Below are 15833 nucleotides of genomic sequence, written 5' to 3'. Positions count from 1 at the left end.
GCACGCGTGGCAGCGCTCTCGCCTCCCTTGAGCCTTGAGCCTGCGCGGCGGGCCGGACAAAGGTCAACCGCTACGAAGTGAGTCGGGCAAGGATGCGCGATCGACATGTTGGGAATGGCGCCGTAAACGAGCCGAAGCAGTCGAAAACCTGTCGCGTGGCACGTGCCCTCTCCCCGTCTGCGGGGAGAGGATTAGGGTGAGGGGCAGCCGGCAGATGCCGCCCGCCGGCTCGCTCAAGCCGCGTAGTTCGATCCATAGCCACGGCCATAGGCCTGGCTCGCGACCGTCGAGGTACCGGTCTTGAAACGCTCGATCTTTTCGTTGAGCGCCTCGACCTGCCGGCGCAGGCCGTGGATCTCGGCGGTGTTTTCCTCCACCATGGCCGCATTCTGCTGGGTGAGCAGCTCGACCTCGTGCACCGCCGAGTTGACCTCGTTGAGCCCCGTATATTGGTCGGCGGCGGCGGCCTCGATGTTGCTGACGAGCTGATGGATGGTGCCGATGTGGTCGTTGATCACTGCAAGCGCGTCGCCGGTTTCCTTCACCAGCGCCACGCCGCTTCTGACCTGCGCCGAACTGTCGGAAATCAACCCCTTAATCTCACGCGCAGCACCAGCACAACGCTGGGCGAGCTCCCGTACCTCCTGCGCGACCACGGCAAAGCCGCGACCCGCCTCGCCCGCCCGCGCCGCCTCGACGCCGGCATTGAGCGCCAGAAGGTTGGTCTGGAAGGCGATCTCGTCGATGACGCTGATGATCGTGCTGATCTTCTCGGACGAGCGGTTGATCTCCGCCATGGCGTCGATCGCCTTGGCGACGACCTGGCCAGAATGCTTGGCGTAGGAATTGGTCTCGTCGACCGAGACAGTGGTCTTGCGGGCGCTTTCGGCCGTCGAGCGAACGATCTCTGTCAGCTGGCGCAAGGCGCGCGAGCTTTCCTCGAGCGCGGCCGCCTGCTGCTCCGTCCGCCGCGCCAGATCGTCGGCCGAGGCCGAGAGATTGCTGGTGCCGCCGGTGATCTCGCCGGTCACCATACGCACATCGCTGAGCGTGGCGCGCAGTGCCTCGACAGCGTTGTTGTAGGTGCGCGCCATGATCACGTAGTCGGCCGGCAGGTCTTCCGCCATGCCTTCTTCGAGATTGCCGGCGGCAAGCTCCGCCAGCACGTCAGAAAGCGCGTTAAGCGCCTGCATCTGTTCGGCCTCGATCCTGGCACGCTCTTCGGCGCGGCGGGCTTCGTCTTCCGCCGATAACGTACGGGCGGCCTCCGCCTCGCGTCCCAACCGGACGTTTTCGACCGCGTTGTCGCGGAACACCGCTACAGAACGCACCATGTCGCCGATCTCGTCGCCGCGGTTGCGGCCTTCGATCGCCACGTCGAGATCGCCGTTGGCAAGCCGGGTCATCGTCTCGGTCACGCGCTTCAACGGGCCGCGCAGGGTCTCGACCAGCATCAGGCCGCCGACGATTGCAAGCAGCGTTCCGGCCACCATCGCCACGATCGACATGTCAGCCGAACGCTGGCTGTCGACCTTGCCGGCTTCCTGGGCGCTGCTGACGAAGCTTTCCAGCGTCGCACTCGCACCGGCAACCAGTGTCGAGGCCGCGGTCTTGGCTTCCTGCCAGCGCCCGCCGACGTCGATCAGCGCGGCCGTGCCCTTGTCGATGTTGTCGAGCGACGGCTTGAGCTTGGCCGGCAGGTCACGCAGCGCGGCATTCTTGCCACCAAGCTCCGACAGTTTCGCCGCGCTGTCACGAACGGCCTGAATATCGGCCAGCACCAGATCGCGGCCTTCCGCGTCGAGCTTGCGGTGTAGCTCGCTGATATGCAGCCGCGTGCTGTCTAGCCCCTTGAAGGTATCGCCCATCAGCGCGATCAGCGTCTTCAACTGCGAGATCTCGCTGTCCATGCCGACGAAACGCTTGGCGGCTGTGTCGGAGTTCTTGGCCGCTTCCTTGGCGAAGTCGGCCTCGTATTTCGAGAACTTGCTGAGGATCGGCACCAACGCGTTCTTCTTGGTCTCGCTGTCTTCAGCGCCGGCAAGGATCGCCTGGACCTTCAGCGCCAAATCCTTCAGCTCGGCAATCGGCTTTTGAACCTTTTCGGAAGCGATCGTCTCGGCGTCCTCGATCTGCTTGATGAGGTGCGGCAGCAACTTGCCCGCCTGATCGATCTTGGCGTCGGCGTTCGCCGCCATCGTCACCGGTAGGCGGAATTTCTTGATCCGCTCGGCGATCCCCTGATAGGCGGCGGCATCGAACAGCAGCGCCTTGGCAAACGCTTCCTTCTCACCCGATTCCTTGCGGATGATGTCGATCTGTTTGTAGGCGCTGTTGCCCTGCGTCGTCATGTCTGTCAGCGCCGCCTCGAGCGAAGCCGTCACCTGATCCTGTTCGACCTTGATCGACCAGAGCTTTTCGGTCTGGGCGCGCATGGCTTCACCGAGCGACAGCACGGAGGCGATCTCTGACTTGTCAGCCTCGCGCGTCAGTAAGCCGTCAAGCGAACGGACGCCGCTTTCCTGTTCGTCGATCTGGGCGCTGAGCGCCCCTCGCGTTTCTTCGCTCGGCGCATCGGCAAAACTCTGGAGCGCGCTGCGCAGCGCCTGGAAATCCGAGAGATTGTTGATGGTTTCGCGCGTCACGGTCATGTGGCCGTTCAGCGTTCGCGCCGTGAAGAAGCCGATGAGGCCGATACCCGCGATCAGAGCCACCAGAGGAACCACGAAGAGCAGAACCTTCGTGACGATTCGCAGTCGCTGTAATAGACGATCGATGAAAGACATTGCGGACCCCAGATTATTCTTATGTGAGACATGTCCGCGCGGTGGCTTCTTCTTGCTGGAAGCACGGGTGAAATATCGGCGGAAGCACCTCCCAGGCCCCGACCGACATCTCTGGAATGACGCGCCGCCAAGGTTCCGGCGCACGCCATCCACCGATCGCGTCATGCGATTGGAAGCGGAATCATCGATGACGATAGGCAGTGAAACTTAAGATTCCGCGAATAGAAACCGGTTCGGGAGAACGCATTTTCTGCACGGCGGACAGTCTTCGTCCGGGTTGATCTCGCCATTGCCCGAAAATTCTACTTGCGCTGGAAGAAAAATCCGCCGTCGGCGGGTTGGTGTTTGCACAAAATGGCGGCCGATGCTTAAACGGTATGCGAGATCCGGCAACGGATTCGCCTTCCCATCCGCCGTCAGGTTTCCGCCCGATCCGGCGCCGCAGGACAGCCCGCATGCAATCCTCCAGCAATTTCCGCGGCATCGTCTTCATGTGCCTGGCGATGGTCGCCTTCTCCTGCAACGACGCCTTGGTGAAATCGGTGACCGGGGCGATGAATGTCGGCCAAATCCTGTTCGTGCGCGGGCTGCTGACCACCTTGATGGTGATCGTCATCGCCCGGCATTTCCGGGCATTTCGTCCGCTTCGCACCATGATGAAGCCGGTCATCATCCTGCGCATCATCATGGAGGCGCTGGCGTCCATCACCTACATCTCGGCGCTCGGACAGATTCCGCTCGCCAATGCATCCGCGATCATGCAGGCGCTGCCGCTGGCCGTGACGCTCGGCGCCGCCGTATTCCTCGGCGAGCCGGTCGGCTGGCGGCGCTGGACCGCCATCTTCGTCGGCTTCATCGGCGTGCTGATCGTCCTTCGCCCGGGGCCGGAAGGTTTTACACCGGCCGCACTCACGGTCGTTGCCTGTGTCTTCTGCACAGCCACGCGCGATCTTTGCACCCGCCGCATCGACCACGACATCCCCTCGCTCTACATCACGGTGACGACGGCGCTCGTGACGACCCTGGTCGGTGCCGCAATGATCGTACCGCTTGGCGGATGGCAGTCGATGTCCTCGACCACGCTGACCCACATCGCTGCCGCAAGCCTGCTTCTGATGGTCGGATACCAGACGATCGTGCTTGCCATGCGCGGTGGCGATATCTCCGTTATCGCGCCCTTTCGCTACACCAGCCTGCTGTTTGCGATCACGATCGGCATTTTCTTCTTCTCGGAGAAGCCGGATGCATGGATGCTGCTTGGTGTTGCCGTGATCATCGGTTCCGGCCTCTACACCTTCTATCGCGAGAGCCGGCGCGGCAAGAAGCCGATAGCCCAAAGCTCGCTGACCGGACCGCTCGAATAGGAACAACGAAAGCCCGATGCCAACAGTCAAGACACCAGATGCGAGACACCCACCGTGGCCGGCCGTGATCCTTGCCGGCGGGCTTTCACGCCGGATGGGTCATCCGAAGTCCGGATTGAGCCTCGGCGGAAAGACGATGCTATCGCGGATTATCGACAGGCTCCGGCCACAGGTCGCAAGCATCGCCATCAACCTCAACGGCGCAGCCGAGCAGAAGACGATCGTGGGGCATCCTGTCATCGCCGATACCGTGCCCGGCTTTCTTGGCCCACTCGCCGGTGTATTGACCGCCATGCGCCACACGGCCGCCATCACGCCGGCAGCAACGCATGTCCTCGTCGTGCCCACCGATACGCCCTTCTTCCCGCACGACCTCGCCCAACGCCTGACCGATGCGATGACGCAGCGCGAGCAGATTGCCGTTGCGTTATCCGATGACGCCCTGCATCCGCTTTTTGCCCTATGGCCGGTCGCGCTCGCCGATGACCTAGAACACTGGATCACAACCGACCCAAAACGCCGCGTGCGCGCCTTCATCGAGCGCCATCCATCGGTCACGGTCGATTTTCCGATGACCACCACAGCCAGTGGATTGTTCGACCCCTTCTTCAACGTCAACACACCAGACGATCTGCTGCGGGCAGAGGAATGGCTTCGCATTCTCGGGGAGAACAGCGCATGACTGCGACGAAAATCTTCGGCATCGCCGGCTGGAAGAATTCCGGCAAGACCGGGCTTATGGTCCGGCTTGTCAGCGAACTGACACGGCGCGGCTTCGTCGTCTCGACCGTCAAGCACGCTCATCATGACTTCGACATCGACAAGGTGGGCGCCGACAGCTACCGCCACCGGGAGGCAGGCGCCCACGAAGTCACGATCGTGTCAGGCACGCGCTTCGCGATCATGCATGAACTGCGCGGCGGGCCGGAACCGAGTTTCGAGGAAATCATCGCCCGGCTCGCCCCGTGCGATCTGGTTCTGGTCGAAGGCTACAAGCGCGAGCCGATCCCGAAGATCGAGTCCCGTCGGCTGGAATCGGCCAACCGCGAACCTCTGGCTCCGACCGATCCGCATATCTGCGCCATTGCCGCCGATCACCCGGTTACGGACACGGATCTGCCCGTGTTCGATCTCGACGACACGAATACGATTGCCGATTTTGTCGAGCGCGTGACCGGCTTGCAAAGCAACAGCGGCGCTCGTTAACGCCGTCATGTCATTGCTGAGCAAGCGAAACGCAGGGCTTACCCGCGCGAAGTCACGACACGCGGTCGAACAGAGTCAGTTGGTGGCGCCGACTGTCATTTCATCGGGAATATCGTTGAGGCGGACGAAGCTGTAGCCCTTTGCCTTTAAGTCGAGAATACCGCGAGCGACGCCGGCGCCGGCGGCGTGCGTCGGCTGGTTGATATGGGCGATGATGACGTCGCCGTCCCGGGCGTTGCGGATGCGCTTCTCTGCCATGGCCGCCCCGAGCAGCGACCCGCCGTCGCCATTTACGGAATAGCCGGCGATGCGGTAGCCCATTTCGCGGATCTGGCTCATCGAGGTGTGGGTGTATTTCGCCGTCGCGCCGCGGAACCAGCGTGGTGCGGCAAGGCCATGCGCCTTGATTGCGGCCGCGCCACCGTCGACCTCGGCCGCAACGGCAGCGCTCGAGCCTGCCGCAGCCAACCCATAGACAGAGACCTTGATGTCGATCGGCGGCACATGCATGGCGCCATGATCCTCGATCTCGAACAGGTCCGGGTGCGCCTTCATCATCTCGACCACCAGCCCGTTGCGCTTCAACCAGCGCGCCGTCACAAAGATCGTCGCCGGAATGCGGTTCTCGATCAGGGTTCCGAGGATGCGCATGTCGGTTGCGCCGCTGCAGGCGTCAAGCGTCAACGCCACGCGCGGAGGTTGGTCCCTGCCCAAAGGATTGCTCGGAAGCCGCAGGTCCGGTTCGACGAGTGCCGGCGCCGCAGTGGCGGACTGGGCAAACAGGGCAAGGGAGGCAATGAGAAGAGCAGCGGTTTTCATGGCAATCCGGAATGAAGAAGAAGAATGGAAACGGCAGAAACCCGCCCTGTGACGGGCGGGTTTCCGAAGATTTGCGCGGGCGACTGTGCCCGCGCTTTGATCAGCGCTGGGCGACCGGGCGAACCAGCGGCGTCACGCGGCGAATGGTAACGCGGCGGTTCTGCTGCTCGGCGACCTCGGTGCGAACCTTGAGGAAGCGCTCGCCATAGCCCTGCGTCACCAGGTTTTCGGCAGGAATGCCGTAGACCTCGGTCAGAAGCGAGGCGACCGATTCGGCGCGCTGGTCGGAAAGCACCAGGTTCGAGCGGTCGGAGCCGACAGCGTCGGTATGACCTTCGATGAAGAAGGTTTCACCCGGATCCTTGGCCAGCACCTTCTCCATGGCGGCGGCAACGCTGCGCATGGTCTTTGCCTGCGACATCGACACTTCGGCACTGCCCGTCGGGAAGGTGATGGTGTCGAGGTCGATGCGGCGAACCTTGTCGCGCAGACGCGCGGAGTGCCGCACTTCGTCGATCGTATAGACGCGCTCTACGCGCTCCACCGGCGGTTCGGCCAGGAAGTCGTAGTAGTCACGGTCCGGATCTTCGGAAACATCGGCGATGTATTCGCGAACCGGGATGCGCAGGCGCATCGGCGGCAGCTCGTAGCCGACGTCGATGATCGCCGGACGCGGACCTTCGTCGCGCTCAGGCGCGTAGATCATCAGGTACTCGTTGCCATCACGGTCGACACGCGAGCGCTGCAGGATGTCGCCATAGCGGTTGTAGACCGTGACGATCCGGTAGCCGCCGGGACGAACGATGGTTTCGCGGGTGCGGCCACGCGGCAGCTCGTCGTAGAAGGTCTCTTCCGCATCGCGGCGAAGGCGTGGACGATCGTCGCCGCGAACGAAGATCTGGTCGCCAACGCCGAGGATGACGCGGTTGTCAATCTCCTGCACCACCTCCACATTGGTGACGTTGTTCGTCACGTTGTTGACGGTCGTGTTGTTGTTGATCACCGTGTTGTTGACAATGGTGTTGTTGACGATGTTGGTCGTCTCGGGAACGGCGAATACCGGCACTTCCTCGACGCGCGTGCCCTTCTCGTTCAGGTTCGCTTCGATCTTCTGAGGCAAGTCAGCCTGAATCTCTGCCGGTATCTGCGCCTGCGAAGAGGCGTCATCGGTCGGCGCCGGAGCGGCTTCTTCCTGCGCACGCAGTTCTTCGCGCTGCTTCTGTCGGTCTTCGCGCGACTTGTTGCCGCCGGCATTGTCGGCGTCCTTGTCGCTGTCGAGAACGGCAGCGCCGTTTTCAACCGGCAGAACGACAGTTTCGTCTGACGCCGCGGGATCTTCGGCGATCTTCTGCTTTTCTTCCTCGGTGCGGGTGTCGACCACCTCCGGTACTGGCTGGACCTGAGGCTGCTGCTCAGCCGTCGCCGGCTGCTCGGTGCCCGGAGCCGGCTGTCCCTCGCCTGTCTGCGGCTCGGTTTGAGGCTCGACGGCGGGTGCTACGGCTTCGCCGGCATTCTGCCCGTCGGTTGCAGGCGGCTGTTCACCGGCGTTCTGGCCTTCGGTCGCCGGCGGCTGACCGGTCGTCGCTTCGCCACCAGCCGGCGGGCAAGCGGTGGATGCATCCTGGCCTTCCGGCACGACGCACTCGCCCTGCTGGGCCTTCTTGGCTTCATCGGCCTGGCGCTTGGCTTCTTCCTCGGCGGCCTTCTGCTGCTCGGCCGCCTGGCGGGCGGCTTCGTCCGCAGCCTTCTGCTCGTCCGCGGCCTTCTGCTGGGCTTCGCCTTCGGCAGCCTTCTGCTCGTCGGCGGCCTTCTGGGCTTCGGCGGCCTTTTCCTGTTCGGCAGCCTGGCGCGCAGCTTCGTCTTCGGCCGCCTTCTGCTGTTCGGCGGCCTTCTGTTGTTCTGCCGCCTGACGGGCCGCCTCCTCTTCGGCAGCCTTCTGGGCTTCGGCAGCCTTTTCCTGCTCGGCGGCCTGGCGTGCGGCTTCTTCTTCAGCCGCCTTCTGCTGCTCAGCCGCTTGCTGTTCCTGCTGTTTCCGCGCGGCTTCCTCTTCCGCAGCTCGCTGCGCTTCGGCAGCCTTCTCCTGCTCGGCGGCCTGGCGTGCGGCCTCTTCCTCGGCAGCGCGCTGCTGCTCGGCCGCCTGGCGGGCAGCCTCCTCTTCGGCGGCCTTCTGCTGTTCGGCGGCCTGCTGTTCCTGTTGCTGGCGCTGCGCTTCGGCTTCCGCCGCACGCTGCTGCTCCTCAGCGGCCCGCTGTTGTTCTTCCGCTGCGCGCTGCTGCTCTTCCGCCTGGCGCTGCTGCAGCAGAAGCTCTTCTTCCGATGGCTGCCCGCTTCCTTCCTGCGCCACTTCGAACGGCTTCATCAGGCTGTCGGCAAGGGCTGGTTGCACCGCAAGCGACACCGAGAGCACCGGTAGCGCCACGGTTGCGAATAGTCTGGATCGAATCGACATAGTCTTCCTTCCTCGTCCTGGGAGGTCCCTTACCTGCCACTGTTACCCACCGGACAGCCAGTTCGGCAACAGGGGGTAGGCGTGAATTCTCAAGGGCCTTGATCCAAGCTTCCGGCTTTTTTGTGTTGCCGGCCAAACGAGCCGCCAACCCAACGCCCGCACCTCAGATCGGTTCCCGTAATAGGGCTAACCAAAGCAAGATTAACCGCCCCTGAACGCACCGTTCATGTTCGCTTGGATCATCGCCAGTGCAATCTCCGGTCGAAATTCTTTTCCCGGCGAGCGTTGTCGCTTTCCAGTTGATTTTTGCGGGAAAACAGTACGAATATCGCCTCAACCGGTGGCAAGCGCCCCGGTCAAGATAGGCATCCGTGAAGAACAAGAAACCGGATGTCGGCCAACAGAGAGGACTATCATGCGTATTTCCAGACGGCTGGCAGCCGCCGCATCGGCTGCCGTTTTCGTGCTCATGGCTGGCTCTGCCATGGCAGATGGCGAAAAGGTCGTTATCGGCACGGAAGGCGCCTACCCGCCCTTCAACAATCTCGAATCAGACGGCACGCTGACCGGCTTCGACGTCGACATCGCCAAGGCCCTCTGCGTCGAGATGAAGGTCGAATGCACGTTCGTGACGCAGGACTGGGACGGCATCATTCCGGCACTAATCGCCAAGAAGTTCGATGCAATCATCGCCTCCATGTCGATCACTGCCGAGCGCAAGGAAAAGGTCGACTTCACCAACAAGTACTACAACACGCCGCCGGCGATCGTGGTGCCGAAGGATTCGCCGATCACCGAAGCAACCGAGGCAGCACTTGCCGGCAAGTCGCTTGGTGCTCAGGGCTCGACCACCCACTCCAACTATGCCGAAGCGCATATGAAGGAAGCGGACATCAAGCTCTATCCGACCGCTGAAGAGTACAAGCTCGACATCGTCAACGGCCGCATCGACGCGGTGATCGACGACGTCGTCGTTCTTTCCGAGTGGCTGAAGTCGGCTGACGGCGCATGCTGCAAGCTGCTCGGCACGCTGCCGGTTGATCCTGTCATCAACGGCGAAGGCGCCGGCATCGCGGTGCGCAAGGGCGATGACGCGCTGCGCGAGAAGTTCAACAAGGCGATCGAAGCCATCCGCGCCAACGGCAAGTACAAGGAAATCAACGAAAAGTACTTCCCGTTCGACGTTTATGGCAGCTGATCGACGGCTTCCGGCCTGTTTTCCTAGTGAATCATGCCGGAAAAACGTTGGTTGATGAAAAAAATGCAACGGCGGATGGCTTGCCCTTCCGCCGTTTTTGTTTGACAAGAAACTAAAACATAAGCGCGATCCATATCCATAAGAACAGCGCAAAGGGGAATTCTCTGACATGAGCGGGTTGTTTACCGGCTTCTACTCGATCCTAGCCTGGATCGGCTCCATCGTGGATCCATTGTGCGGCCCTGTCGGCGTCTTTCGCTGGCTGGCACCCGGTACGCTCCTTGCCTGCGGCGACGCCGGCTGGGGCGACGAGATCGCCTACGGCTTCGTTGTCACCGCAAGCCTTGCCATCGCGACCTTGCCGGTCGGCCTTCTGATCGGCTTCTTCGTTGCACTCGGCAAACAGTCAGAAGAGCGCACGGTCCGCCTGGCATCGAACATCTACACCACCATCTTCCGCGGTCTGCCGGAACTGTTGACGCTGTTCATCGTCTACTACGGCCTGCAGATTCTGGTGCAGCAGCTTCTGGCATCGTTCGGCTACGAAGGGCCGGTCGAGATCAACGCCTTCTTTGCCGGCATGATCGCGCTTGGCGTGGTCTTCTCGGCCTATTGCTCCGAGGTTCTGCTGTCGGCCTTCAAGGCGATCCCGCATGGCCAGTACGAGGCGGGTGCGGCACTCGGGCTCCATCGCGGCCGCACCATGCGGCTGATCATCCTGCCGCAGCTCGTGCGCATCGCCTTGCCGGGCCTCGGCAATCTCTGGATGGCGCTGCTCAAGGATACGGCTCTGGTCTCGGTCGTCGGTCTGCCCGACATCCTGCGCCAGACCGGCATTGCCGCCCGCGTCACCAAGCAGGCCTTCGAGTTCTTCGGCATGGCCTGCATTCTCTTCTTGGTGCTGGCCATGGTTTCGTCGATCATATTCTCGAACCTTGAACGCTGGACCAAACGCGCGGAGATGGGTCGATGAGCTTCGTCGAAACGATGATCCCGCCGCAAGCGCCGCCACCGGCGCCGCCCAAGCCTTACACCCTGGCGCGCTTCGTCGGCAGCGTAACGCTCGGCATCTGGCTCGCCCTCGGCGTCGGCGTCTTCCTGACTGTCGTCAACGGCTGGGATCCGGCGAAATTCGCCAAATACGGTCCGAGCTTCCTGTCGGGTCTTGGCGTCACCTTGATGCTGGTCGCCTGCTCGGTGGTGCTCGGCGCCCTCCTGTCGCTGCCGGTCGCGCTCGGCCGCATGTCGAAGAACAAGATCTGGTCTTGGCTTGCCTATGGCTACGTCTACTTCTTCCGCGGCACGCCGCTGATCGCCCAGCTCTTCCTGATCTACTACGGCCTCGGCAGTTTCCGCCCGCAGCTCGAATCCGTCGGCCTCTGGTGGTTCTTCCGCGAGGCCTGGAACTGCGCCCTCTTTACCTTCACGCTGAACACCGCCGCCTACCAGGCGGAAATCCTGCGCGGCTCGATCGAGAGCGTGCCGCGCGGTCAGCGCGAAGGTGCAGCCGCCCTCGGGCTGCCGGAGCGCATCGCTTTCTACAAGATCATCCTGCCGCAGGCGATGATCGTGGCGCTGCGCCCCTACGGCAACGAGATCATCCTGATGATCAAGGGTTCGGCCATCGTCGCGATCGTCACCGTGTTCGACCTGATGGGTGAAACGCGCCGCGCCTTTTCGCGCACCTTCGACTACCAGATGTATGTCTGGGCGGCGATCCTCTATCTCCTGATGGTGGAAGTGCTGCGCAATATCTGGGCCTGGCTCGAAAACCGCCTGACCCGGCATCTGAAGCGCTAAAGCGTTATCTCGCCAAGACCGAGTTGAAATGAAATAGCGTGGCAGCACTCTGCATGGAGTGCTGCCAAGCTATTGTTATTACGCCTAAAATTTCATATTGAAGCAAATATTAGAACTTGATTAATAAATCAAGCGTTTCATCATAAAGACCAACCTTTGCGAGAAGTGAGGTTCATATGACGAACGAAATGGAACTGCAGCTGAAGGGCTACGGCGTGACCACGGCCCAGATCCTCTACCGCATGCCGGATCATCCGACATTCCTGCAGACCTACATCTGGCAGCACTACGACATCGCCCCGGATTTCCCGGAGATGCGCAGCTTCCTGAAGTTCTGGCAGGAAAAGCTGGATGGCCCGTTGCATTCGGTACGCTACGTCCACCGCAAGCTGATCTCGGCCACCGAATGGCGGGCACTCAACGGCGAGTTCATCCTGCACTGAACCCGCCCTCCGCTGCATCAGGTTTCTATTGAGCGCAAAATCATGCAGCCAGGTTGCTGCGCGCCCGGCCCGTCACACTTGACGCGCGGTGCTGTAGAGAACGACGCACCGCCGTCGGCCACAAATGCAACAATCCTTGGCGCCTATGCCGCGTCAGACATGGACCTCGCCATGGGCAAGCTCGCCCTCGCCCGGTTCCTTGTGCAGCGAGCCGTAAAGCACCACTGCGTAGAACAGCACCACCACCATGATGACGGGCCAGCCGGGCAAAGGGCCTAGCGCTGCATTCTCCGTGACATCGATCCAGGAGCGCACGTGCCCGAAGGGCTCGCCATTGGTCGACAGTTTCGGCGACGAGATCTTGAGGGCCCAGGCGAGCAGCAGGATCAGGTACATCCAGCAGTAGTTGCGCTGCAGCCGGCGGCACAGCGCCTCGCGGTAGCTCATCAGGAACGCCGGTTTGCGCAGGCTCTTGGCAATCGACGCGGCCCAGTTAAGGTTGGCAGTGCCGTCCGGCGCCAGGATCTGCGCGAAATACCCGCGCTCGAGCTGGCGCACGCGGGCGCGGTAGACGTCGAAGAAGCGATAGCGGCGAGCCTCGATCAGAAGCAGTAACGTGATCAGCAGCATCGCGAACAGCAGCACGCCGTGATGGGAGTTGGGCGTCGACAACGATACCGACAGCAGGGCGGCGACCACGGTAATCGCCCAGTTGGACGTGCGGTCGATGCGATCCCGCCAGCCGGCCATCCGCCCCAATTCGCCGCGATAATAATGCACGACGGCATTGATCTGCTCCTGCGAGGTCTGGGGCAGTGGCGGGCCCTTCGGCTCCTTGATTTCCGTGCCCACAAGCAGCGGACTGAGTTCGGCAGCCATCGGCATTTCCTCCGTCTTTTCTTGTTGTTGCGATCATGAACCCTTTCCCCCTCCGGATAAATCCCGTGCTCGCCGCCGGCCGTCGTTTTTTGCATTTTCGGCGCCCCGGAGACCCAAGGATCTCGGCGGGCTGCATCTTGCGGCGCATTGCCAAAAGCGGCCTTCGGACGTAAGAAGCGCGCATGACCCAGAACACCACGAAAATCGACGAGGAAGCGCTGGCGGAAGCCTACAACCGCGCCCTCACCCTGGAAAAATCCGGCAACTTCGATGCCGCCGCCGATGCCTATGCCGAAGTGCTGGCGCTCGATCCCGAGGATCACGGCGGCGCATCCGTGCGGCTCGCCTCGATGGGGCGCGGCGAAACACCGGTGAAGGCGCCGGACGCCTATGTCGCGACGCTCTTCGATCAGCATGCCGACGTGTTCGACAACGTGCTTGTCGAGCAGCTTGGCTACTGGGTGCCGCTGCTCGTGCGCCAGCGCCTGCAGGCGCTCGAACTCGGTCCTTTCAACCGCGTGCTCGACCTTGGCTGTGGCACGGGCCTGACCGGCGGCGCCCTGCGCGACATGGCCGAAGACATCACCGGCATCGACCTCTCCGAAAACATGGTTGAGATCGCCCACGAGAAGGAGCTCTACGACACCCTCTACGTCGCCGAAGCGGTGGACTTTCTCGACGACAACGACGACGAACCCTTCGACCTGATCGTCGCAACCGACGTTCTGCCCTATATGGGCGCGCTCGAGGCATTGTTCTTCGGCGCCGTCGACAATCTCGTACCCGGCGGCCTGTTCATCTTTTCGAGCGAAACGTTGCCGGCCGAGATCTTCGCCGGTCGCCCCTTCATGGTCGGCGCGCACCAGCGCTTTGCCCATGCCGAGACCTATCTGCGCGAACGCCTGACGGCGACCGGTTTCGAAGTGATCGAAGTCGGCGACATCACCGTACGCATGGAAGAAGGCGAGCCGATCGCCGGCCACCTCGTGATCGCCCGCTTCAAACCTTAAGCAGAAAACAAAAGCTTGCGAGGGAACAGGCGTCCGCCTGTTCCCTCGCCCCTTTCGCGCACCCGCGCCATCGGCTAAACCTCACCCAGAGCAATCGGGAGTGTTTTGGAAATGGCAAAGGTCGCATTCATCGGTCTCGGCGTGATGGGTTACCCCATGGCCGGCCACCTTAGGGTACGTGGCGGACACGAACTGACGGTCTATAACCGCACCTTCGCCAAGGCCGAGAAGTGGGCCGCCGAGTTCGGCGGACGTGCAGTCAAGACGCCGGCGGAAGCGGCCGATGGCGCCGATTTCGTCTTCGCCTGCGTCGGCAACGACGACGACCTGCGCTCGGTCACCACAGGCAAGGACGGCGCCTTCGAAACGCTGGCGGCTGACGCCATCTTCATTGATAACACCACGGCCTCGGCCGAAGTCGCCCGTGAACTTTACGAGGCGGCCCAGGCCCGTGGCGCCCATTTCGTCGATGCGCCCGTGTCCGGCGGTCAGGCCGGCGCCGAGAACGGCGCGCTGACGGTGATGTGCGGCGGTGACGAGCCTGCCTTCGAGCGCGCCAAGCCGGTGATCGACGCCTTTGCCCGCATGGTCGGCTTGATGGGACCGGCCGGCGCCGGCCAGATCACCAAGATGATCAACCAGATCTGCATTGCCGGTCTCGTCCAGGGCCTCGCCGAAGGCATTCACTTCGGCAAGAAGGCCGGTCTCGACATCGAGAAAGTCATCGACGTCATCTCCAAGGGCGCTGCAGGCTCCTGGCAGATGGAAAACCGCCACAAGACGATGAATGCCGGCAAATATGATTTCGGCTTTGCCGTCGACTGGATGCGCAAGGATCTCGACATCGTGCTGACGGAAGCGCGCCGCAACGGCGCCAAGCTGCCGGTGACCGCCCTCGTCGACCAGTTTTATGGCGACGTGCAGGCCATGGGCGGAAACCGCTGGGATACGTCTTCGCTGCTCGCTCGGCTGGAAAAATGAGCCTTTCGCCGACCTCGGGCGCCGGCGACATCATCGAGCACTTGCGGACGCTGCGTTCGCAGGAGAACCTCGCCGGCATGGCACGGTTCGGCATCGTCACCGAGACGGCGCTTGGGCTCTCGAATGTCGAGCTCCACCGGATCACGCGGCTGGTGAAGGTCAACCATGCCCGCGCGCTCGAACTATGGCAGTCCGGCATCCGCGAGGCACGTATTCTCGCCGCCTTCACCGCCGACCCGAAGACGTTGACGCTCGATGATGCAAGGCTCTGGGCCGATGATTGCAATTCCTGGGAGGTCGTCGACACCATCGCCGACGTCTTCGTGGCTGCGCGCTTCGAACAGGTCCTGATCCCGGAGTTCGCGGCGGACACCCGAGAATTCGTTCGCCGCATCGCATTCGCGATGATCGCGACCGCCGCGGTGCATCTGAAGAAGGAGCCGGATGCAAGCCTTCTTGCCTGGCTGCCGCTGATCGAGCGCCACGCCAAAGATGAACGCAACTTCGTCAAGAAGGCGGTCAACTGGGCGCTGCGCCAGATCGGCAAGCGCAACGCCGCCTGTCATGGTCCTGCACTGGCACTTGCCCAAAAACTCGCAGGCAGCACCGATCGCACAGCAAGGTGGATCGGCAAGGACGCCCTGCGTGAACTGAGCAGCGACAAGGTATTGGCGAGGCTCGGTGTCGTCGGCGCCAGCACGGATCGCGCTCAATCCTAGATCGGATCGCCCAACACAAGACGGCTGCTTTGTCGGGCGCAAACCGAACGATCCGGGTCTTCTCAAGAGCTTGACGAATCAAAACGGCAACGCCATCCTTCCCTTGGCGTGACCTTCGCCTAACCTCCCAAGGCCTTCCTCAGCATGGTCTTAAACGGAGGCAAAGGGACTTCTGTCTC

General features: G+C 62.4%; 14 protein-coding genes. 10 read left to right on the top strand and 4 right to left on the bottom strand.

The annotated features are described in order from the left end of the window. Positions 1–233: 233 nt before the first annotated feature. Entirely contained in the window at positions 234–2786 is a 2553-nt protein-coding gene (locus IB264_RS10375) for a methyl-accepting chemotaxis protein (protein ID WP_025427253.1), read from the bottom strand. A gap of 455 nt (positions 2787–3241) precedes the next feature. On the opposite strand from IB264_RS10375, the gene IB264_RS10370 reads away from it, so the two are divergent. The 3 genes from IB264_RS10370 to mobB are packed head-to-tail and all read left to right on the top strand — an operon-like array spanning position 3242 to position 5356. Next, positions 3242–4150, top strand: coding sequence for a DMT family transporter (locus IB264_RS10370; RefSeq protein ID WP_025427254.1), 909 nt, complete (start codon positions 3242–3244; stop codon positions 4148–4150). A 16-nt stretch (positions 4151–4166) separates the two neighbouring features. Continuing rightward, positions 4167–4832: a molybdenum cofactor guanylyltransferase MobA gene (gene mobA, locus IB264_RS10365; RefSeq protein WP_051509168.1), complete on the top strand. Its 666-nt coding sequence runs from the start codon at positions 4167–4169 to the stop codon at positions 4830–4832. Continuing rightward, on the top strand, positions 4829–5356 hold the full coding sequence (gene mobB, locus IB264_RS10360) for a molybdopterin-guanine dinucleotide biosynthesis protein B (RefSeq protein ID WP_025427256.1): 528 nt from the start codon (positions 4829–4831) through the stop codon (positions 5354–5356). Before mobA ends, mobB begins: the two co-directional genes overlap by 4 nt. 75 nt (positions 5357–5431) lie before the next feature. On the opposite strand, the gene IB264_RS10355 is transcribed toward mobB, so the two are convergent. Beyond that, positions 5432–6175 (bottom strand): polysaccharide deacetylase family protein, encoded by a 744-nt coding sequence (locus tag IB264_RS10355; protein WP_025427257.1) that lies wholly within the window; start codon positions 6173–6175, stop codon positions 5432–5434. Between the two features lie 100 nt (positions 6176–6275). Next, positions 6276–8624 carry an OmpA family protein gene (locus tag IB264_RS10350; protein WP_025427258.1) on the bottom strand — a complete coding sequence of 783 codons (2349 nt, stop codon included), beginning with the start codon at positions 8622–8624 and terminating at the stop codon, positions 6276–6278. A 415-nt stretch (positions 8625–9039) separates the two neighbouring features. On the opposite strand from IB264_RS10350, the gene IB264_RS10345 reads away from it, so the two are divergent. The 4 genes from IB264_RS10345 to IB264_RS10330 all read left to right on the top strand — a co-directional run bounded on the left by IB264_RS10345 (position 9040) and on the right by IB264_RS10330 (position 12065). Further along, the gene (locus IB264_RS10345; protein ID WP_057208703.1) at positions 9040–9822 is read left to right on the top strand and encodes an ABC transporter substrate-binding protein; all 783 of its coding nucleotides are present in this window, start codon (positions 9040–9042) and stop codon (positions 9820–9822) included. A gap of 169 nt (positions 9823–9991) precedes the next feature. Next, positions 9992–10795 carry an ABC transporter permease gene (locus tag IB264_RS10340; protein WP_025427260.1) on the top strand — a complete coding sequence of 268 codons (804 nt, stop codon included), beginning with the start codon at positions 9992–9994 and terminating at the stop codon, positions 10793–10795. Next, positions 10792–11622: an ABC transporter permease gene (locus IB264_RS10335; protein WP_025427261.1), complete on the top strand. Its 831-nt coding sequence runs from the start codon at positions 10792–10794 to the stop codon at positions 11620–11622. Before IB264_RS10340 ends, IB264_RS10335 begins: the two co-directional genes overlap by 4 nt. A 176-nt stretch (positions 11623–11798) precedes the next feature. Further along, positions 11799–12065, top strand: a complete 267-nt coding sequence (locus tag IB264_RS10330; protein ID WP_025427262.1) for an usg protein — start codon at positions 11799–11801, stop codon at positions 12063–12065. A 153-nt stretch (positions 12066–12218) separates the two neighbouring features. Here the strand turns inward: IB264_RS10330 and IB264_RS10325 are convergent, their stop codons facing one another. Beyond that, the gene (locus tag IB264_RS10325; protein WP_025427263.1) at positions 12219–12944 is read right to left on the bottom strand and encodes a DUF2270 domain-containing protein; all 726 of its coding nucleotides are present in this window, start codon (positions 12942–12944) and stop codon (positions 12219–12221) included. 182 nt (positions 12945–13126) lie between these two features. Between IB264_RS10325 and IB264_RS10320 the strand changes: the two genes are divergently transcribed. The 3 genes from IB264_RS10320 to IB264_RS10310 all read left to right on the top strand — a co-directional run bounded on the left by IB264_RS10320 (position 13127) and on the right by IB264_RS10310 (position 15654). Next, the gene (locus IB264_RS10320; protein WP_025427264.1) at positions 13127–13954 is read left to right on the top strand and encodes a methyltransferase; all 828 of its coding nucleotides are present in this window, start codon (positions 13127–13129) and stop codon (positions 13952–13954) included. A gap of 111 nt (positions 13955–14065) precedes the next feature. Beyond that, a complete protein-coding gene (locus IB264_RS10315; protein ID WP_025427265.1) occupies positions 14066–14935 on the top strand; it encodes an NAD(P)-dependent oxidoreductase in 870 nt (289 codons plus the stop codon). Further along, positions 14932–15654 (top strand): DNA alkylation repair protein, encoded by a 723-nt coding sequence (locus tag IB264_RS10310; RefSeq protein ID WP_025427266.1) that lies wholly within the window; start codon positions 14932–14934, stop codon positions 15652–15654. The genes IB264_RS10315 and IB264_RS10310 overlap by 4 nt, the downstream gene beginning before the upstream one ends. Positions 15655–15833: the final 179 nt, after the last annotated feature.

The organism is Ensifer sp. ENS11 (assembly GCF_014851895.1).
Classification (GTDB): domain Bacteria; phylum Pseudomonadota; class Alphaproteobacteria; order Rhizobiales; family Rhizobiaceae; genus Ensifer; species Ensifer canadensis.
Note: the sequence above shows the minus strand (reverse complement) of the source record. Positions and strands in the feature narration are given on the sequence as shown.